Source organism: Lysinibacillus telephonicus, from assembly GCF_039654155.1.
GTDB lineage: Bacteria > Bacillota > Bacilli > Bacillales_A > Planococcaceae > Ureibacillus > Ureibacillus telephonicus.
Genome location: NZ_CP155468.1, coordinates 4,115,001 through 4,134,505 on the forward strand (window position 1 = coordinate 4,115,001; position 19,505 = coordinate 4,134,505).

Below are 19,505 nucleotides of genomic sequence, written 5' to 3' on the forward strand. Positions count from 1 at the left end.
CTCATCTTGTCGACTTTTACTATTATAGAGACACATTTCATTAATGTCAACACTTTACTCAATATTTTTTAATAAATTATTTAGACCTTTATTAAACCCTTTATTTATGGGCTTTTCAAAACTTTATTAGTTAACAGCTTTTATAGAATGTGCAGTATTAATATAATTCATCCAACTATTTTTTAGTAAGTATTTTATTAATATCAATGCATTTCTATGTTTAATCTCAAATTTTATTATGTGAACCTTGTTATTTATAATACACGGAATGTTTTTTATCAAGAGAAATTTTAACACTACGGTAATCTATCTTCTACTATTACTTGAACATCCTCCATTAACTTACCTCTTTTTTATAATTCTCACACATTCATGGTTCTTATTGATCTATATCAAACTAAGTCATTAGTTTTTATATTTATGTATTTATTTTATTTTCTTTAAACCGCCATGGCATTTACCACATCGATACTTTGCTACGTTCATGATTCTTTTTCTTGGGTATTGTTGGTGACATTGAACACACTCATAAATGTGGAATTTTGTATTTTTCTTTTTATTCTCTTCAATAGTAGAACAAAATCGTGGTGCACCTACTTTTTTTAATAGTGCACGGAAATCAGCATCTCTATGTTTATAGCCCATACCTCGAATATGCAGGTGATAGTGGCATAATTCATGTAAAATTATCCCGCGCAGCTCTTCCAAACCAAATAGTTCATAAGACTTTTTGTTAAACTCGATATTATGACTGCGCAGTAAATAACGCCCCCCAGTAGTTCGCAGTCTATTATTAAAATATGCCTTATGTAAAAATGGTTGATTGAAATAATTTAATGAAATTTCTTCTACTAGGACTTGAAGTTCATTATCCGTCATTCTACTCCCTCCTCTCTCCAATACAACAACAAATGTATCATAAAAACCCCGCAATTGTTAAATAAGCCAACAATTACGGGGAAGTTAAATCGTCTAATGTTATTCTTTGCTAGTCAACTTGATTTTCAGGCGGAATCATCGTTAAAGATATTCGACCTTTTTCAACTTCAACTTTATCGACCCAAATAGTAACAATATCGCCCAAAGAAACAACTTCTAAAGGATGCTTAACACGTCGCTTTTGCAATTTTGAAATGTGCACTAAGCCATCCTGCTTAACTCCAATATCAACAAAGGCGCCAAAGTCTACAACATTTCGAACTGTTCCTTGCAACTCCATCCCCACTTTTAAATCTTCCATTTTTAAAACATCTGTTTTTAACAATGGCTGCGGAAATGCATCACGTGGATCTCGAGTAGGCTTCATTAACGTATCGACTATATCTTTAACCGTTACCTCTCCAACCTCTAATCTTCTGCTCAACTCCACTATATCCACATCTGCTAAAGCCTCTTCACATTTTTTTGATCCAACATCTTTTTTAGTAAGACCAACAGCAGCTAAAATATCTTCTGCTAATTTATAACTTTCAGGATGTATTCCTGTAGCATCAAGTGGGTTTTTAGCCTCTGGAATACGCAAAAATCCAATTGCTTGCTCGTATGTTTTCGCACCTAATCGTGGAATTTTCTTTAGTTGTGATCGAGATGTAAATTTCCCTGCTTCACTACGAACATTCACAATATTTTCAGCAACTGTTTTCGATAAGCCAGAAACGTATTGCAGCAAGGAAGCAGAAGCTGTATTGACATCAACTCCTACTTGGTTAACAGCTGTTTCGACAATAAACGTCAATGATTCAGCTAGTTTCTTTTGTGAAACGTCGTGTTGATATTGCCCTACTCCAACTGCTTTTGGCTCAATCTTCACTAGCTCAGATAATGGATCCTGCAAACGTCTTGCAATTGAAACTGCACTTCGTTGTTCAACTTGCAAGTCAGGAAATTCATTGCGAGCTATTTCAGATGCAGAATAAACTGAAGCGCCTGCTTCATTTACAATAACATAGGCAATATCTTGCTCTACTTCTTTTAATACATCTGCGATAAATTGCTCCGTTTCGCGGGATGCAGTACCATTTCCAATTGCAATAATACTAATTGGATATTTATTTAATAATGATTTTACAACCGCTTTTGATTTTTCTACATCTGGTTTTGGTGGATGTGGATAAATTGCTGTTACTTCTAACATTTTTCCCGTTTCATCAACTACTGCCAACTTACAGCCTGTCCGATATGCTGGGTCTACCCCTAATACCATTTTACCGCGCATCGGAGGTTGTAATAAAAGACTTCGCAAGTTTTCTGAGAAGATATGAATCGCTTGAGCTTCAGCCTTTTCAGTTAATTCATTGCGAAGTTCCCGTTCAATTGATGGCTGTATTAAGCGTTTATAGGCATCTTCAATCGCTTCTTTTACATGTGATACTGAAGGTGAAAATGAATTTAACGGCAACCACTCTTTTTCCATCAATTGCAGTACTTGATCTATTGGAACAAGTATAGATACCTTTAATATTTCTTCCTTTTCGCCACGATTAATGGCAAGTGTTCTATGAGGAACAATATATTTTACAGGTTCTTCATATTCATAATACATTTCAAATACTTTCTTTTCATCTTTATCTGCATCTTTTACGGCCGTTACGATACGCCCTTCTTTCCGTGAAAGCCTTCTCAATTTATCTCGTACTGCCGCATCATCTGCAAATCGCTCAGCTATAATATCTTTTGCCCCTGCCATTGCTTCTTCAGCAGTAGTTACACCTTGTTCCTCATTAATAAAACGAACAGCAATCTCAGCAATATCCTCTTTACTAAACTTCATTAACTCATCCGCTAATGGTTCAAGTCCTCGTTCTTTAGCTATTGTAGCTTTCGTACGACGCTTTTGTTTATACGGGCGATATAAATCTTCTACACGTTGTAAAACTGTTGCACTTTGAATTGCTTCAGATAATTCTTCTGTTAACTTACCTTGTTCTTCAATTAATCTAATAACTTCTTCTTTTCGCTGTTCCAGTTGCTGTATGTAATGATAGCGATCTTCAATTGATTTAATTTGGACTTCATCTAATGAGCCTGTTGCTTCTTTTCGATAACGGGCTATAAAGGGCACTGTATTGCCATCTTCCAATAATTTTATTACCGCTTCTGCTTGAGACGGTTTTACTTTAGTATCTGTGGCAATAATTTGTAACATTTTCTTAGCGTCCATCATTCCACTGCCTTTCACATTTATATCAATATTACGCATTAGCTAACCAGCATCCGGATTTCGGACTCAGAATGATACTGGTCAGTTAACTGTTGTCGCATGAATGCGATGAACTTCAGTTAGGTTCCTTTTCCAACTTCTCTAGGAAATCTTATGACTCATCGGAGACCTTATGTTCATTCATCTCCTGCCTCTTTAGGTGGGAGATGAATGAACATAAGGTTATTTTAACATTTGCTTACTAGTTTCTCCTATTGTTGTTCATTATAAAATACAAAACGTAAAAGCTGCTTTCATACTTGCATTAAGAAATTTCGAATTTCCTGTCCAGCCAATACAACTCATTTTTTGTTGTTCTCCAGCTTCCTTGTTGCTGCATCATAAACCAAAAAATAAGCCTACCCTAAAAAATTTCTAGAGTAGGCTTGTTTAATCGATTAATTTCAAATTTACTTTTATATTTTTCATCAAGGGAATTTGCCGCTACACTCCACCACTTGCCATAATGACCTCTTGCAGTTTTTTAATTGCCTTTCGTTGTAATCGAGAGACATGCATTTGAGATATACCGAGAATATCCCCTACTTCTTTTTGACTTAATTGCTCTAAGAAGGTCATTTTAATTATTTCTTTTTCCCGTTCAGATAAAATACCCATTGCTTCTGAAACAACTATTTTTAGATTTGTTTTTTCAAATCCTTCATCTTCTTTGCCGATTATTTCAATTAACTTTACTTTTCCACCATCTAAATCACCTTTAATAGAGTGATCCATTGAAAGCGCTTGATAACTTCTGCCTATCTCCATTGCTTCTAATATATCCTCTTCCCCTACCTCCAAGTAACTAGCAATTTCCGGAATAGATGGGGAGCGTTGTAGTTTGACTGTTAAATCCTCTACGGCAGCTTTTATTCTTGGACCAAGTTCTTTTATCCGACGAGGGACGTGAACATCCCACGTTTTGTCACGTAAGAAACGTTTGATTTCACCAACAATTGTTGGAACAGCGAATGCTTCAAAATTTCTTCCAAATGACGCATCAAAACGTCGAATCGCCCCTAATAACCCAAGCATACCTACTTGTACAATATCTTCATAATGGGATTTACCATAAGAATACTTTTTTGCAATTGATTCAACTAAATTTGTATAATGCAAAACGAGATTTGTTAGAGCAACATCATCTTCATATTGTTGATATTGCTCAAGCCACATTAAAACTTTTTCTGTGGATGCATCTTTATGTGGTGATTCTTTCGACATTCTCATTCACCTGCTCTCTCGTGACATATTTTGTCATGAAAACAGTTACTCCACCCTCGTTATTAACTCTCACCTCATCCATCAAAGATTCCATTAGGTATAACCCTAGTCCACCTTCACGCAGCAGTGCTATGTTCTCATCTTCACGGTACGGTCCAATATTTGATTTAATCTCTTCAAAGGTAAAGCTATTACCATAGTCGGAAACCATTATTTCAATTTTATGATTATATAGGGCGCTGCTGATAACAATTTCACCCTCTTCATTGTCGCTATATGCGTGTTGGACAACATTTGTAACGGCTTCACTAACAGCAATTTTCAAATCTTCTATTTGATCATACGAAAATCCAATTCTAGTTGCTATCCCTGAGATTGTTAGTCTTATAACACTAACATATTGTGGTTTTGAAGGAATTCTAATTTCAATGTAGTCAAATGCTTTCATTGCCTAGTCTCCCTTCTTGATCGTTTCAATATCCATTAGTTCACTAAGACCTGTAATTTCAAATAATCTCGTTAATCTTCCTGATAAGTTCACTAACTTTAAATTGGCATTTTCTCTCATCACTTTTTTATAAAAGGCGACAAATACTCCAAGCCCTGTACTATCCATAAAACTTACATTCAATAAATCCAATTCAATAAACAATCCTTCTGAAATGCAAATTGAGTTTAACTCATCACGCAATGTGGGTGCAGTGAAAGTGTCAATCTCTCCTTCAATAAACCCCAGCAGCAAATCTCCTTCTTCCCGAAATTGCACGTTTACATTCATTCAGGACACCTCCATTTATACCTACTTTTCCCTTCCCTTAACTTAAAATATTTAAACCTATTTATTTTTTATTTTTTTATAATTACAATAGTAAAATCATCATCTAAATTGAAGTCTTGTAATCTTTCTAAGTCTTTATATATTTCTTCGCACATCTGTTGGGCACTTAATCGACTATATGAAACGGCAAGCTGCTTAATATAGCCTCTTGAGTCAAATTCCTCTAGTTTTCGAAAATCCGTAACTCCATCTGTCATCAGAACAAGAAAATCATCTTTTTCTAATTTAACGTCATGTTGAATATACTTAAATTCCGGTAAAATCCCCAGCAACAGACCTTTAGATTCTAAATCGTAAAAGATATTTTCTTTTGCTCTATAGTAAAGTGCAGGTTCATGCCCTGCTGAAGCCCATGTAAATATATCGTTATTTAAGTTGTAACGCCCATAAAAAAGCGACACAAACATACTGTCATCTACACTTTTTTCAATAATTTTATTTAATACTTCTAAAACATAGGAAGGATTGCTATTTGCATACCCTAGTGTGTCTAACCCGTACTTCACCATAGACATGCAAAGTGCAGCGGGTACACCTTTTCCTACAACATCTGTAACCGCTACACCTAAATAATTTTCATCATCATGCAAAAAATGAACATAGTCACCATTCATTTTCCTTTTAGGGATAGATACCATTCCTATGTCAAGAAGCTCTGGAGTAGGAATTGTCGTCTCTAATAATAAATTCTGAATTTTTGCTGCTATGTCCATTTCAATGCGCATTTCTTCTTGTTTCAGAAGCAAGAACTGATGTTCCTTAACTTTTAAACCAAAGTGTACCATTAATTCAATTAAAAAATCATAAGCATGAGAAATAGATTCTGGTAAATCTTCATAAATCTCTTCAATAGCCTGTTTGTGAATACCGATTACATCTTCTGGCGTTACATTTTTTTGTATTAACTGTTTAATTAAATTTTGGCCGATATATAAATTACTTTCATTTTGATTTAATATGTAATCCAGTAAAATCTTTTTATACTGAGCTTTTAGCTGTTTCAAAATGTTCACACCCTACCTTAGCCATTTTTCAATTCGAACAATTGTCCCCATCCCTATCTCAGATTGAATTTCGATTAAATCCACAAGTCTTTTTACAGCATGTAATCCAGCTCCATTATTAGCAGCAGGTGAATAATCCAACACTTTACCTACATCTTTAATTCCAGGTCCTTTATCAATAGCGATAATAGCGATTCCTTTTTCGCTGTTTCCATTTTTTGTTATCCTTTTAATAATGATTTTCCCAACACTTGCATATAAAAATATATTTTTTGCTAGTTCACTAATTGCGGTTGCAATTCTTGCTTGATCAACTTTATTAAACCCGATAGCTTTCGCTTCATTACGACCAAGTTGACGTGCAGCTACAATATCTAATTCTGTAACAATTTGAACCGTCGTCTCGTCTAACATGACTGCACCCCCGTCAAAATAACGAAAATATTGGAAAACTATTTCTTATTTTTTATTATACTAGTAAATTATGTAATGAAATTTGTTATTTCTAATATATATTATTGTTTACAATTACATCAATTACATAGTTGATAATAAAGATAATATTTTTATAATAGTGACCAATAATATTTTAGAGAAATAGAAAAAAGCACCTTCTTAAAAGTCATAAATACTTTTAAGAAGGTGCTTTTACTTTTATGTATTTAAAATTTCATTAACCCCAAGCTTATTTCAAGCGCAACGTCAACTTTCTCCATAAGCTCTTCATCTAACTGCGTAATGCGGTCTGTTAATCTAGATTTATCTATTGTACGCAATTGTTCAAGCAAAATTACCGAATTCCGTTCAAAGCCATATTTTTTAGCATCAATTTCGACATGAGTCGGTAATTTTGCTTTTTGAATTTGCGCTGTAATTGCAGCGATGATTACAGTCGGACTAAAGCGATTTCCTATATCATTTTGAATGATTAATACGGGCCTAGTACCGCCTTGCTCAGATCCAACAACTGGTGAAAGATCTGCAAAAAAAACGTCCCCTCGTTTCACAATCAAAAATGTCATCCCCCGCTTACGAGACGCTCTACCGTATGCTCCGCTTCATATTCTGCATGCAGACATTCGCTACTAATTGACAGATTTATTTGCGACATTTCTACATAGCCTTTCATTAAAGCTTCCCGTATTTGATTTGGTTGCTTGTGCGTTGACAATCTTCGAGACGAAATATAAACAAAACTCTCTTTGTCTCCAGATTTTTGCTCAAGTGTAAGATTAAATTCATTTAACATTTCTTGAGGAAAAGTAAGATTTACTTCCTTTTCTTCTTCAACTTTTTTCGCGTACAAAACAAGCACCTCCACAAAAACCGTACCATTCTCATTTCTGTTCTCATTCTATCATCGAAAAGATGAGTTGAAAAGAAAAGAATTAAAAAATCTATCAATCCTTGTAGTTATATCGGTTTTTGTTGGAGATTTTGTCGTATTTTATTGTTTTGTGTTGTAGATTCTAGGCACCCTTGAGGTAATAATACAAGGAACTTCATAGTTTATCGTATCTACTTTTGATGCCCATTCGTCGATTGTTATTTCTTCCTCTTTTTGTTTACCAATTAAAGTTACTTTTTCACCTATATTATATGCTGTTGGCAACAATATCATACATTGATCCATACAAATTCGACCAACAATAGGGACACGAATGCCATCTAACAGTACATGTTGTCCACTATATTTTCGTATTAGGCCGTCAGCGTAGCCGATTGGAATCGTCCCTATATATGACGGTTCTGTTGCTGTAAATGTTGCACCATAACCAATAGACTGACCAGCCTGAATTTGCTTAACTTCGATCAATTCTGTTTCTAATGAGAAAGCTGTTTGCAATGGAAACGGTAATTTTGTTTTAACATAGGCAGAAGGTGCAAGACCATACATTGAAATACCGAAACGTACTGCATCAAATTGAAGATGTTTATCTTTCATTAGCATTGTAGCAGTATTAGCAGCATGAACTATTCTTGGTTTTGCTGGTAAAGCGCTAATAAACTGTTCAAACATATTCGCTTGCTTATTAAAGTACGATTCATCTTCTTCATCTGCAGTTGCAAAATGAGTAAATACACCATCAACTATCAAATTAGAAGATGAATTAATCGTATTATATAGATGCAATAAGTCTTCTATTTTAGTTACACCAATTCTACCCATGCCAGTATCAATTTTAATATGTAGTTTTAATGGTTTAGTTAAAGTTTTTAATGACTGAACATTCTGAACCCATTCGGTAGAAAAGACCGTCAATGTTATATTTTCATTTGCTGCATATGGAGCAAATGAAACTGGGGCATATCCTAAAATTAAAATATCAATATTAGGGAAATGCTTGCGGACATGGAGCGCTTCATCGGGTGTTGCGACAGCCAACATCGATGCACCTGCTTCAATTGCTGCGTGCGCCACCTCTATATCTCCATGACCGTAAGCATTTGCTTTAACCACTGCCATTATTTGAACATTAGGTTTAAGATATTCCTTTAAATGGCGTACATTATTTTGAATTGCTTGTAAATCAATAATTGCTTTTGTTGGACGGAAGTGTTGTATGTTTTGCATAGTATATATACCCTCTTTTACAATTTATAAACTACTAATTTTGGGATTTTTTATATATTTTAACTTCTAATCACCTTCCATCCAACACTTTTTTATTTTAAACTACTTGCTGTAACAGAAGCCGCAACTTCCATCATCTCATCTTTTGTTAAATCATTTGATGCGATAAAGAATGATACTCCATCACGTTCCCAGCTAATTGAATTATCTGTAATTGCTCCAATTGTAAAGCCTAAATCTGCTGGATCTCCTGGTGCAAATACAGGGACTGTTGAGTTTTCCTCATAGACAACTGGCTGTTGAACAAGTGTAAACGCTTTTTCACCTTCAAAAGTTAATATAACTCGTTCTACCCCATCTTCACTAATTGTTTTTTCATCTTTTAATTTTGTAGTATCCCAATTTAGCACAGGATAGTATGTTTGGAAATCTTTACTTTCTATATCGGCACTAGCTGTACTTTTTTCTTCTTCATCATTGAATTTTTCAACAGCATATTCACTTTCTTTATGTTTCATACCTAAATCTATATTTTTAAATTCAATTAACATTTGTTCTTCTTCTGTTTCATTTAATACTGATACTGTTGTTGGCAACATTGTTTTCTTATTTACTGTAATTTTTTGCTTAGGCATAATACTCTTATGATTGTTTCTAGTTGCTGCTGTAAAGATATAATTCTCCTCATCTTCTTCCATTTGCACATTGTTATCAGCAAGCAAATCTTCAGCTAATGCACCTATTAGGTAGGCTTGGCTATTTTGTTTTGGCCATTCACTCTGGAACTTATACGTTTTTCTTAGAGAAGGTGTAACTACAAATACTCCTTCTTTATTTCGTATAATCATTTGAGTTACATCTTCGCCTTGTTGTGAAACTTTTACTCGATAAAAGTCTGGTTCAGTATACCACACGTTTACATCATAAACTCTTGGTTCAGTGCCTGTTTTGATTTCCATTGTGGCATCTAGTTCATATCCTTTTACGTCATTCCATTTGTTATTTAGATCTTTTAAAACTTCCTCCGGTGAATCCTCCCCACAAGCCGCAAGCATTAGCACACTTAACAACATGACAATAAAAGCGATTAATTTGTGTCTCAAAACTCCATCCTTTCTTCTACTTTCAGCTCCGATACGTCAAATATATGAGTGGTTGGACAACTTTATGCTATCTCTTTTGGACAACATTACAAATTATTATCTGTTATATGTATCATTGAACTAAGATAACTTGAGCTGCTGCATATTCTTTAGTATGTGTAATGCTAACATGTCCACTCACTAATTCCCCGTCAAAATACAGAGTTGGTTTCCCTAAATCATCTTTTAATACTTCAATTTGATAAAACTCACAGCCTTTACCAATTCCAGTACCATTTGCTTTAGAATACGCCTCTTTCGCAGCAAACCTCCCCGCTAGAAATTCAACTTTCCTTTTTTCTGATAGTTGATAAAATATATTCAATTCACGCTCAGATAATATTCGTTGTTGAAATTTTTCTGAGCGTTTTATCGCTTTTTCTATCCGGTCTATCTCAACAATATCTAAACCGATTCCTTTTATCATTTTATACGTTCTCCTTTCTTTATTATTTAAATACAATGTATAATGATTTATATAAGAGGTGGATATATGTTTATTCGTAAAGAAAGTTTTAAACAATTTATAAAGTTCTATCCAGTTGTATCTTTTATAATTGGGCTCAATTTGATTGTTTATATTTTAACGATACTGCCTGTCCTTGGTGACTTTTTCTTTTACTCAGGGATGAGTGTTAACTACTTAATCGGTGAAGGACAATGGTGGCGTGTTGTTACTTCTATTTTTATTCACAGCGGCTTTCTTCATGTTTTATTTAATATGTTTTCATTATTTTTATTCGGCCCAGAACTTGAGAAGATTGCTGGCAAAGCCCGATTCTTAACAATTTACCTATTAGCCGGAATTTTTGGAAACGTTGCTACATATGTAGTACAGGACGGTGGATATGCTAGTGTTGGTGCAAGTGGTGCGATTTTTGGCATTTTCGGTGCATTCGTCGGGCTTGTCTACTATACACGAAAAACAATGCCGCAGCTCAAACAAATCATTATGCCTTTAGTCATTATAAGTGTGATTATTACGTTTTTATCCCCTAATGTAAATATGGCTAGCCATTTAGGTGGATTAGTAACAGGCTTCTTGCTTGGGCTATCTTATTTTTCTCCAAAGAATATTATACGCTGGAGAAAAAGATAAAATACGAGTGTGACATCATTAATTTGTCACACTCGTTTTTTATTTTCCATTACTATTCCAAAGACGATTTTTCTAGCCAACGCATGATTGTTTCAGTATCATGCTCATTTAAATTAGATGCCCTTGCTGATGTACCTGCCATACCAGACATTACGGTAACTTGAATGGAGGCGATATTTCTTCTTTTTTGAAAAACACTCTGTTTACTTTCCATTGCTTGTATACGATTTTTTTCAACAATAAAAGTTATTCTGCTAATAACTCGGTATACGAGTGTCAACTGATGCCCACGAATTGCAAATCCCGTTGATTTATATTGCCAAAACCTTATTAAGATAACTGGTACTACGAGTAAAAATGATAATATGCCAAGTGGGAAAAAGAAATAAGAACAAATAATAATTATTGGCATTAACCATAAAAAATCTACTCGATAAAAAAATGGTTTTGCCTTTTTCGGGGGTCTTATTAATGTTACATCCCATTCAAACTGAGGCAATAATTGTTGAAGGGGTTTATATACCTCTTTTTTTGAAATTAATGGAAATAGTGTAATTTGCTTGTCGTTCTTCCCAAAGCCGCCACTTGCACTTTCAACCACAACTGTTGTATATCCAAACAACTGTCTAAGCGGATTTTCTACAAATTTAATTGCCTGAATTCGATTCAACGGTATTGTAATTCTTTTTTTCTCTAGTAATCCCCGTGTTACAATTAACCGTTCCTCTTCCTCTACTACTGTAAAATCATAATAATTAATAAAAGTAATTAATACAGAAACGAGCCATGCTAAAAAGAAAGCTGCGAAAATAGTGACTGCTACAATAGCTACTCCATATTTAAAAAATGAAGATACTTCCTCAAAAACCCATTCATATGGAATTAACTCGGACAGTTGTGTAAGAACAGCTGCTACACCCGCTAATACAACCCCAACACTATTTGAAGTTGTTGCCAACAAGACTAAATCTTTGGCTGACATTTTATGAATTAAGTTGTTATGAGGTTTTTCATTTCCTTCTTCAGTCAATTTCCCACTGTTCTGATCAACCGTTTGCTTTACTTTACGAGTCTCGTATTCAATTGTATTTGCAGCTTCTTTAGTTATTGCAGTTAATATTGCTTCAGGCTTTCCATCTGTACTCCCGGCCGTTTCCACTGTTACTTGAACAAGACTAAATAATCGATGAAATATACCTTCTTTATAATTTAAGCTTTGAATACGGTCAAATGGAATAAAACGCTTCTTTTTTACAAAAAGACCGTATGTTACTCTCAATTCATTGTCCTCAAACCAATACACAAACGTCCACCATTTAATAATTCCCGAAAACAAATAAATAACTGAAACCCCACTGAATATTAAAAGCGGCACAATATCTGCCCAAAATCCTTCTTCCTTAGGATTAAATGAAAGATTAAAACCATTCGCGACAAAAATGATTACAAACGGGATAATTAATTCCCTTAACCCTTTAACAAAGTTAATAATTGCCGAGACCGGGTGAAGTCTATATCTATTTTCAGACATCATCTTCTGCCACCCTTGCTAGCTCAGAAATACGTGCGCGTAAATTATCCGCATCACTAGTTATAAGCATTGGAATAATATGTGTTGTCGCCGCGGTTGAAATCGATATATTTGCTAAATCATATTTCTTTAGTATCGGTCCCTGCGATGTATCAACATGTTGTACACGGACCATTGGAATTAACGTTGTTGTTACAATAAATAGCCCACTTTGTATTTCAATTTCATGTTCTCGAACTTCGTAACGCCAGTGTTCCCAACGAATTTTAGGAAATAACCATATAGAAGTAACTCCAGCGATAATCCCTATGACCACTGCTATAAATTCTATTAATACCGGCCAATCAAAGAAAACAGTTAAAAAAATACAAACTGCTACTAGCAGTACAACGAATAATGTTTTAAAAACGCCATATAAACGCCAAACAGTTAAACCTTTCCTAGGAATTTGGTACATTAGTTGTTTTCTCAAAGTTCCACCCCTTCTCTCTTCCCTTTATACGTTTATATAGAGAAATTGTTTCAAATAGAACGTCATAAATCCATAGGAACCTAAAATAAAAGGCTGTCCAAATTTCTGGACAGCCTAAATTTAAATATTTAATTAATCTTCACGACGAGTTCGGCTTCCACGACGACGATCGCCTTCTCGACGGCCACCGTCACGTCGACCTTCTCTGCGACCTCCATCACGACGGCTACCGCCACGACTGCCGCGGCTGCTATCGCGACGACCACGGGAGTCACCGCTGCGACCACGACTACCTGAAGAAGTTTTGCGCATTGGTAGTGGACGCTCTTCTGTAATTGTAACAGGTGTATCATCTGGCTCTTTTGTCATCGATTTAAGAGCTGCAGCTACTAGATCAACAGCGTTATGCTGCTCTAATAATTCATTTGCTAAAATTCTGTAATCCCCTAAATCATTCGCTTGGACAATTTCCACTAAAGTTTCCATTGCAACTTGTTGTTGACCAACTAAAGCTTCAGATTCACTAGGCGGACGAAGTGGCGTCATACGTTTTTTCGTAGTTTCTTCTACAATACGTAAGTAACCCATTTCACGTGGTGTTACAAAAGTAACAGCAAGGCCTGATTTTCCTGCACGGCCAGTACGCCCAATTCGGTGAACATAGCTTTCCGGATCTTGTGGAATATCGAAGTTGTACACATGGGTTACTCCTGAAATATCAAGACCGCGCGCAGCTACGTCTGTTGCAACTAGTATGTCAATTTTATTCTCTTTAAATTGACGCAATACAGACATACGTTTTGCTTGGCTTAAATCGCCATGAATTCCTTCAGCTAAGTAGCCACGAATACTTAACGCTTGTGCTAATTCATCAACACGGCGTTTTGTTCTTCCGAAGACAATAGCTAATTCAGGTTGATGAACATTGATTAAACGAGTTAAAATATCAAATTTTTCACGTTCTTGTGATTTAACAAAATATTGATCAATATTCTCAACTGTCATTTCTTTTGATTTAATTTTGACTTCTTCCGGCTCTTTCATGAAGTTTGTTGCGATTTTACGAATTGCAGGTGGCATTGTAGCCGAGAATAATAATGTTTGTCTTTCTGTTGGAACATATTCCAATATAGCATTAATATCATCGATGAATCCCATATTTAACATTTCATCTGCTTCGTCTAATACAAGAGTTTGTACATTTTCAAGCTTTAATGTACGACGATTAATATGGTCAATAATACGACCAGGTGTACCAACAATTATTTGAGGTTTATTTTTTAAGGCACGAATTTGACGCCCTATATCTTGGCCTCCGTAAACTGATAAAATTTTTACGCGCTTATCGTAACCAATTTTATAAAGTTCTTCAGAAACTTGGATTGCTAATTCACGAGTAGGTGCGATTATCAACGCTTGAATGTTAGTGTTTTTAGGATCAATTTTTTCAATTAGTGGAATACCGAATGCTGCAGTTTTACCTGTACCAGTTTGTGCTTGGCCGATGATGTCGCGACCTTCCATTGCAAACTTTACTGTGCCTTCTTGTATTGGTGTGGCTTCTTCAAATCCCATTCGCTTTAATGAACGTAATGTCGATTCGCTAATATTTAATTCTGAAAAATTTGTCAAACTCTTCAATCTCCTTTTTTCTTTAAGTTGACAAATGGTTACATTTTCAGATGAAGTGTCGGCAAACTAAGGGCCTAGTTTGGAACGTTTCCGTTACTTAAATAATTCTCTGTGCCTTTTGCAGAGAGTGATTTTATATGAAAAGGAAAGCCCGGTCTTTGCCGAGCGGTTCAATTCTACACTTTTATTTGAGTGCTTTAAAACAATAGAATAAAACCGTTAATTTCAAAAAAAAGCACTCTTCATCAATTTGTGAAGAGCCTTCGCACAAAATGTATCCATTGCTTTACATAGTCTATCATGGCTCGTATTCGTATTGCAACGATATTGCTTTAGTTGTATTAATCTGATTTATTTTTTCCAAGCAAAAATTTTAATACTTGAGGGAACCAAGTGTCACAATCATCACTATAGCAAATATGATGCTTTCCATTTACTGAGAAAAAAATTTGTTTTTCGTTAGAAGGAAGTTGGTCATACAGTAATTGTGCAGTTGCACTAGGAACGATACCGTCGCATTGGCCTTGAACAATAAATACTGGTACATCAATTGTATGGATATAAGGTTCCACCTGACTTACAATTTTCATAAACTGAACCGTACTACTCGCTGGTACATTTTTTATTTTGTTCTCGTAACGCTTAAATAATTCGTTGTCTTTTAATCGACCATTTATTGCATCTTCTGCCATCGCCCTTAAATCCTTTAAAAGTTGCGCTGGAGCAATGTACTTTACTGCGGCACTTAATAGTATAAGCTTACTTACTGGGTATCTTTTCGCTAAATAAAGTGCAATTATACCACCCATCGAAAAACCAATTACGAAAATTTTGTCCACTTTTTTGGCTAAGTTTCGATAGGCAATTTCAGCATCCATTAACCAGTGCTCTGCTTTATAGCCTTTTAATGAAAGAATATCCATATCACCATGGCCAGTAAAGGTAGGTGTTTCAATAATCCAATCGGTATTTTCTTTTATGAAATTTGCTAACGGCATGATTTCGTATGGTCCACCAGAAAAACCATGAAGCATTAAAACACCAATACTCATAAACTTCCTCCTAGGCAATAACATATACGTTTTAATAATCCAGTTAATTTGACAATACTAAAACAAGGTGCCTTTAAGCCAATAATTCGACTTAAAAGACACCTTTCTTAGTTTATTTAAATGATTTTAAAATAGTTTCTAATTTCATTCCGCGTGATCCCTTTAATAATATTAAAGATCGCTCGCTAGCGTGTTCATTTATATATTGGACAATAGCATCATAATCATTCTCTGTATAGAAAATATTTTCAAGTGAAAATTTATTTTTCAATTTTTCATAAAGCCACTTCATTCTTGGACCATATAAACAAACTTTTGAAATTTCTGTTTCATTAATATCATTTGCTATCTGCTCATGAAACTGCTTTTCATTTTCTCCCAACTCAAGCATATCGCCAAGTACAAGCCATCTATCCTCTCTTAAAGGCGTAGATTGAACAAATTGAATTGCTGCTGTCATTGAAGTAGGTGCAGCATTGTACGCATCATTAATAAATAGAATTCCCTTTTCAGTTGGCACTAATTGCATACGCATATCTGTTAGTGTAACTTGAGCTAGGCCATCACGTATTTGTTCAGCTGACAATCCAATTTCTTTACCGACCAGCATTGCATTTAATGCATTCTTAACTTGATGTTTTCCTAAAACCGGGATGAAAAATTCCCCGTTCAATTCTCCACTTACTGTAAAACAGCTTCCTTTTTCAGTTGTTTCGATATTCGAGCCAATTAAATCATTCGTCTCCTGGAAACCAAATGCCTTTGAAAGGAGTTTTGTATTGCCCGCAACTAAATTTTGCAGCAAAGGTTCATCCCCATCATAAAATAGGGCCCCGCGTTCCTCTAATCCTTGAACAATTTCAAATTTCGCCTTTGCAATCCCTTCACGAGATCCAAGGTCTTGCATATGTGCTTCTCCGATATTTGTAATAACAGCAAAATGAGGTCGGGCTAGTTTTGATAAAAATTCTATTTCACCAAAACCACTCATACCCATTTCTAACACTGCAATATCCGTATCTTCATCTAAGGATAAAATTGTAATTGGCAAACCTAACTGGTTATTAAAATTACCAATTGTTTTTTGAACCTTATAAAATGGAGAAAGCATACTTGCTAAAATATCCTTCGACGAAGTTTTCCCATTTGAGCCTGTGACCCCAATAAACTTCGCTTTATGTTCAGTACGATAGGCTCTAGCCATTTGTTGCAGCGCTTCTTCGGCATCTTTAACAAATAAAATTGGTCTATCCTTTGGAGGGTTTGGTTCATCTTCAAGCCATAAAGAAGCAGCTGCTCCTTTTTCAAAAGCCTGTTCTACAAATTTATGACCGTTTACTGATTCGCCGCGGAATGGAATAAATAAATCGCCACTTGAAATAGTGCGAGTATCAATAGAAACCCCCGTTACGATTACCTCGCTAAAATTCTCTAAAACTTTTATATTTAACCAATCCGCAATTTCTTTAATTGTTTTTTTCATTTTAGCTCACTCTAATCTCGATTATATTGTAGTTGTTGTTTTTCTGTATGACGTTCTATTGCTAATTCTATTAAAGTATCAATTAATTCAGGGTAGCTCACACCTGTATGCTGCCATAGTAGCGGATACATGCTGACAGGAGTAAATCCTGGCATAGTGTTCACTTCATTAATGTAAACTTCATCATGCTCTGTAACAAAGAAATCTGACCGTACAAGGCCTGAGCAATCTAAAATTTTAAACGCCCGAATCGCCATATCTTTCATCGTTGCTTCTACACTTGATGAAATTTCAGCTGGGATAATAAGAACCGTTGAGCCATCTTTATATTTAGAATCATAATCATAAAACTCTGTCATCGGTTTAATTTCACCTGCAACAGAAACTTTCGGATTATTATTCCCTAGTACACCCATTTCAATCTCACGGGCTTTAACACCTTGCTCTACAATTACTTTACGGTCGTATTGGAAAGCAAACTGAATTGCATCGATTAATTCTTTTTCATTAGATGCTTTACTAATTCCTACACTTGATCCTAAATTCGCAGGTTTTACAAACATTGGCCAGTTGAGTTTTTGTTGGCACTTTTCAAGAATCTGCATTTGTTGTTGATTCCATTCTTGTCGTATGAAATATACATACGGAACTTGTTTTAAACCAGCTATTTCGAATAATTGCTTCATAATAACTTTATCCATGCCGGCAGATGATGCTAATACACCATTTCCCACATACGGATAATCCAAAACTTCTAATAAGCCTTGAACAGTTCCATCCTCACCATTTGTACCATGTAGTAAAGGAAAAACGACATCAAATTGGACTTGTATATTTTTATCTAAAATAAATTCAGTTATATTATTAGGCAATTTACTTTCACTAGTAAATTGTAATTGTTCTATAGATTCAACTGGTTTCGTTAATTGAGGTCCTCTTAGCCATTGTCCATCCAACGTAATGTAGATAGGATGCACTTCATATTTATCATAATCAATAGCTTTTGAAACCGCTGTAGCCGTTGATAATGATACCTCATGCTCTGCAGATTTCCCTCCATATAATAAACCAATTCGCTTTTTCATAATTCGACCTCCAAATATTGAGTATTTCTAGTTTATCATGAAAATAAATTTTCCGATAAATAATTATTCCCCTGGGTATTCGCACCATACCACTTTCGTCTTATGTGCAGCTATTTGCTTTTAAAACTTGAATTGTAGCAAAAACTCAAAATGTATATCACTTAGTTACTATAGGACGAGGTGATTTTAGTCTGAGTTCCTCCTAATTTAGTAATTGTTAGGTATTAAAATTTTGCATTTATTCTATTCATCTAAGGAGAAAGAAACCACTATGGACTGCCGCTTCGTTGCCTACCTAAAATCATTGCTGAATGAAGAATATAAAATTGACTGTTGTACGTAATTAAAGAGAAAAAACTCCCTGTCGCAAAAGAAACAGTGACAGTGAGTTTTAAGTAATTTTAATGAGTTCATCCATGTTTTGTTTTAGTATCACATCTAAATCATCCCAAACTTCGTCGGGATAATCATAGTCAGAAAGAGTCCGAATTTCTACCCCATAGCAATTATTTGGTTTTTCCATTTTATATAATGATAATAATGCGCCTTCTTTTGCAAAAGGACGATATGCTTTTAAAATAAGCGGATCTAAATTAGGAATAGTACCCTTTGTTTTTTTACGCCAAAAACTTCCGTTACCTTCTTTTTCTTTTATTAATTGGTTGAATAAATTGGAAACAAGTTGTTCTGAATCATGTAAATAACGAAAATAAATTTTTGTCGCTTTTTCATTTTCAGATGAATAATAAATGTACCGATTTTGTAGTTTTGAGAAAAACGGAGAATGAATGGGCTCTTTTTTATGGCTTATATATAGTAATTCAGCTTGTTCAATAGGAGATAGTTGATTTAAGTCTTTTTCATTCCCAAAATCAACCCAGCATAAATCCCCATTACTATCATCCATTTTCTTTACAAATTGATTTATATTTTCATTGGGCACAAAGTCAAAATGTGTATGCATATTGAATGAGCCATCTTCGTAGTGATGTTTTAGCAACAATAAATTTTTGATTGGGTCGACCGCACTTATAAACTGCTTTAAGGATAGACCACTAAAGATAACAAAATGATCGACATCATTCATATGTATAAACAAGTGATGAATAAAGTCTTCAGCAGTTTTTTGTTTTTTTGCCATACGATCACTCTCCAATACTTCAATACAA

20 protein-coding genes are annotated in these 19,505 nt (G+C 34.8%); 1 reads left to right on the plus strand and 19 read right to left on the minus strand.

Annotation, left to right across the window (positions count from 1 at the left end; translation table 11 throughout):
- Positions 1-426: 426 nt before the first annotated feature.
- From MKY04_RS19835 to acpS, 12 genes are all read right to left on the minus strand, one after another.
- Positions 427-879 carry a SprT family protein gene (locus MKY04_RS19835; protein WP_126293285.1) on the minus strand — a complete coding sequence of 151 codons (453 nt, stop codon included), beginning with the start codon at positions 877-879 and terminating at the stop codon, positions 427-429.
- A 109-nt stretch (positions 880-988) separates the two neighbouring features.
- Positions 989-3,160 (minus strand): Tex family protein, encoded by a 2,172-nt coding sequence (locus tag MKY04_RS19840; RefSeq protein WP_126293406.1) that lies wholly within the window; start codon positions 3,158-3,160, stop codon positions 989-991.
- Between the two features lie 483 nt (positions 3,161-3,643).
- Complete coding sequence (gene sigB, locus MKY04_RS19845) at positions 3,644-4,423, minus strand: RNA polymerase sigma factor SigB (protein WP_126293287.1); 780 nt, start codon at positions 4,421-4,423, stop codon at positions 3,644-3,646.
- Complete coding sequence (gene rsbW, locus MKY04_RS19850; protein ID WP_126293289.1) at positions 4,401-4,871, minus strand: anti-sigma B factor RsbW; 471 nt, start codon at positions 4,869-4,871, stop codon at positions 4,401-4,403. The genes sigB and rsbW overlap by 23 nt, the downstream gene beginning before the upstream one ends.
- A 3-nt stretch (positions 4,872-4,874) precedes the next feature.
- Positions 4,875-5,201, minus strand: a complete 327-nt coding sequence (locus MKY04_RS19855) for an STAS domain-containing protein (RefSeq protein WP_126293291.1) — start codon at positions 5,199-5,201, stop codon at positions 4,875-4,877.
- A gap of 68 nt (positions 5,202-5,269) precedes the next feature.
- Positions 5,270-6,265, minus strand: a complete 996-nt coding sequence (locus MKY04_RS19860) for a PP2C family protein-serine/threonine phosphatase (protein ID WP_126293292.1) — start codon at positions 6,263-6,265, stop codon at positions 5,270-5,272.
- A 12-nt stretch (positions 6,266-6,277) separates the two neighbouring features.
- Entirely contained in the window at positions 6,278-6,679 is a 402-nt protein-coding gene (locus tag MKY04_RS19865; protein ID WP_126293294.1) for an ATP-binding protein, read from the minus strand.
- A 248-nt stretch (positions 6,680-6,927) separates the two neighbouring features.
- Complete coding sequence (locus MKY04_RS19870) at positions 6,928-7,278, minus strand: type II toxin-antitoxin system PemK/MazF family toxin (RefSeq protein ID WP_126293295.1); 351 nt, start codon at positions 7,276-7,278, stop codon at positions 6,928-6,930.
- Between the two features lie 5 nt (positions 7,279-7,283).
- Positions 7,284-7,514: a transcriptional regulator gene (locus tag MKY04_RS19875; RefSeq protein ID WP_246020198.1), complete on the minus strand. Its 231-nt coding sequence runs from the start codon at positions 7,512-7,514 to the stop codon at positions 7,284-7,286.
- Positions 7,515-7,712: 198 nt separating this feature from the next.
- Complete coding sequence (alr, locus tag MKY04_RS19880) at positions 7,713-8,840, minus strand: alanine racemase (RefSeq protein ID WP_346235019.1); 1,128 nt, start codon at positions 8,838-8,840, stop codon at positions 7,713-7,715.
- A 92-nt stretch (positions 8,841-8,932) separates the two neighbouring features.
- Complete coding sequence (locus MKY04_RS19885; RefSeq protein ID WP_126293300.1) at positions 8,933-9,943, minus strand: LolA family protein; 1,011 nt, start codon at positions 9,941-9,943, stop codon at positions 8,933-8,935.
- Between the two features lie 112 nt (positions 9,944-10,055).
- On the minus strand, positions 10,056-10,409 hold the full coding sequence (gene acpS, locus MKY04_RS19890) for a holo-ACP synthase (protein ID WP_126293302.1): 354 nt from the start codon (positions 10,407-10,409) through the stop codon (positions 10,056-10,058).
- Positions 10,410-10,475: 66 nt separating this feature from the next.
- Between acpS and MKY04_RS19895 the strand changes: the two genes are divergently transcribed.
- Positions 10,476-11,081 (plus strand): rhomboid family intramembrane serine protease, encoded by a 606-nt coding sequence (locus MKY04_RS19895; protein ID WP_126293303.1) that lies wholly within the window; start codon positions 10,476-10,478, stop codon positions 11,079-11,081.
- Positions 11,082-11,133: 52 nt separating this feature from the next.
- Here the strand turns inward: MKY04_RS19895 and MKY04_RS19900 are convergent, their stop codons facing one another.
- From MKY04_RS19900 to MKY04_RS19930, 7 genes are all read right to left on the minus strand, one after another.
- Positions 11,134-12,612, minus strand: coding sequence for a PH domain-containing protein (locus MKY04_RS19900; RefSeq protein ID WP_126293305.1), 1,479 nt, complete (start codon positions 12,610-12,612; stop codon positions 11,134-11,136).
- Entirely contained in the window at positions 12,605-13,084 is a 480-nt protein-coding gene (locus tag MKY04_RS19905) for a PH domain-containing protein (RefSeq protein WP_185807645.1), read from the minus strand. The genes MKY04_RS19900 and MKY04_RS19905 overlap by 8 nt, the downstream gene beginning before the upstream one ends.
- 132 nt (positions 13,085-13,216) lie before the next feature.
- Complete coding sequence (locus tag MKY04_RS19910) at positions 13,217-14,716, minus strand: DEAD/DEAH box helicase (protein ID WP_126293307.1); 1,500 nt, start codon at positions 14,714-14,716, stop codon at positions 13,217-13,219.
- Positions 14,717-15,057: 341 nt separating this feature from the next.
- Positions 15,058-15,768 (minus strand): alpha/beta hydrolase, encoded by a 711-nt coding sequence (locus tag MKY04_RS19915; RefSeq protein ID WP_126293309.1) that lies wholly within the window; start codon positions 15,766-15,768, stop codon positions 15,058-15,060.
- Positions 15,769-15,880: 112 nt separating this feature from the next.
- Positions 15,881-17,251 (minus strand): UDP-N-acetylmuramoyl-tripeptide--D-alanyl-D-alanine ligase, encoded by a 1,371-nt coding sequence (locus MKY04_RS19920; protein ID WP_126293310.1) that lies wholly within the window; start codon positions 17,249-17,251, stop codon positions 15,881-15,883.
- Between the two features lie 11 nt (positions 17,252-17,262).
- A complete protein-coding gene (locus tag MKY04_RS19925; RefSeq protein WP_126293312.1) occupies positions 17,263-18,336 on the minus strand; it encodes a D-alanine--D-alanine ligase in 1,074 nt (357 codons plus the stop codon).
- A 391-nt stretch (positions 18,337-18,727) separates the two neighbouring features.
- The gene (locus MKY04_RS19930; RefSeq protein WP_126293314.1) at positions 18,728-19,477 is read right to left on the minus strand and encodes a hypothetical protein; all 750 of its coding nucleotides are present in this window, start codon (positions 19,475-19,477) and stop codon (positions 18,728-18,730) included.
- Positions 19,478-19,505: the final 28 nt, after the last annotated feature.

What these genes read in the sequence shown, in the direction of transcription:
- MKY04_RS19835 (WP_126293285.1), bottom strand. Translation starts at nt 879, where the DNA reads ATGACGGATAATGAACTTCAAGTCCTAGTAGAAGAAATTTCATTAAAT.
- MKY04_RS19840 (WP_126293406.1), bottom strand. Translation starts at nt 3,160, where the DNA reads ATGGACGCTAAGAAAATGTTACAAATTATTGCCACAGATACTAAAGTA.
- sigB (WP_126293287.1), bottom strand. Translation starts at nt 4,423, where the DNA reads ATGTCGAAAGAATCACCACATAAAGATGCATCCACAGAAAAAGTTTTA.
- rsbW (WP_126293289.1), bottom strand. Translation starts at nt 4,871, where the DNA reads ATGAAAGCATTTGACTACATTGAAATTAGAATTCCTTCAAAACCACAA.
- MKY04_RS19855 (WP_126293291.1), bottom strand. Translation starts at nt 5,201, where the DNA reads ATGAATGTAAACGTGCAATTTCGGGAAGAAGGAGATTTGCTGCTGGGG.
- MKY04_RS19865 (WP_126293294.1), bottom strand. Translation starts at nt 6,679, where the DNA reads ATGTTAGACGAGACGACGGTTCAAATTGTTACAGAATTAGATATTGTA.
- MKY04_RS19875 (WP_246020198.1), bottom strand. Translation starts at nt 7,514, where the DNA reads ATGTTAAATGAATTTAATCTTACACTTGAGCAAAAATCTGGAGACAAA.
- alr (WP_346235019.1), bottom strand. Translation starts at nt 8,840, where the DNA reads ATGCAAAACATACAACACTTCCGTCCAACAAAAGCAATTATTGATTTA.
- acpS (WP_126293302.1), bottom strand. Translation starts at nt 10,409, where the DNA reads ATGATAAAAGGAATCGGTTTAGATATTGTTGAGATAGACCGGATAGAA.
- MKY04_RS19895 (WP_126293303.1), top strand. Translation starts at nt 10,476, where the DNA reads ATGTTTATTCGTAAAGAAAGTTTTAAACAATTTATAAAGTTCTATCCA.
- MKY04_RS19900 (WP_126293305.1), bottom strand. Translation starts at nt 12,612, where the DNA reads ATGTCTGAAAATAGATATAGACTTCACCCGGTCTCGGCAATTATTAAC.
- MKY04_RS19915 (WP_126293309.1), bottom strand. Translation starts at nt 15,768, where the DNA reads ATGAGTATTGGTGTTTTAATGCTTCATGGTTTTTCTGGTGGACCATAC.
- MKY04_RS19920 (WP_126293310.1), bottom strand. Translation starts at nt 17,251, where the DNA reads ATGAAAAAAACAATTAAAGAAATTGCGGATTGGTTAAATATAAAAGTT.
- MKY04_RS19925 (WP_126293312.1), bottom strand. Translation starts at nt 18,336, where the DNA reads ATGAAAAAGCGAATTGGTTTATTATATGGAGGGAAATCTGCAGAGCAT.
- MKY04_RS19930 (WP_126293314.1), bottom strand. Translation starts at nt 19,477, where the DNA reads ATGGCAAAAAAACAAAAAACTGCTGAAGACTTTATTCATCACTTGTTT.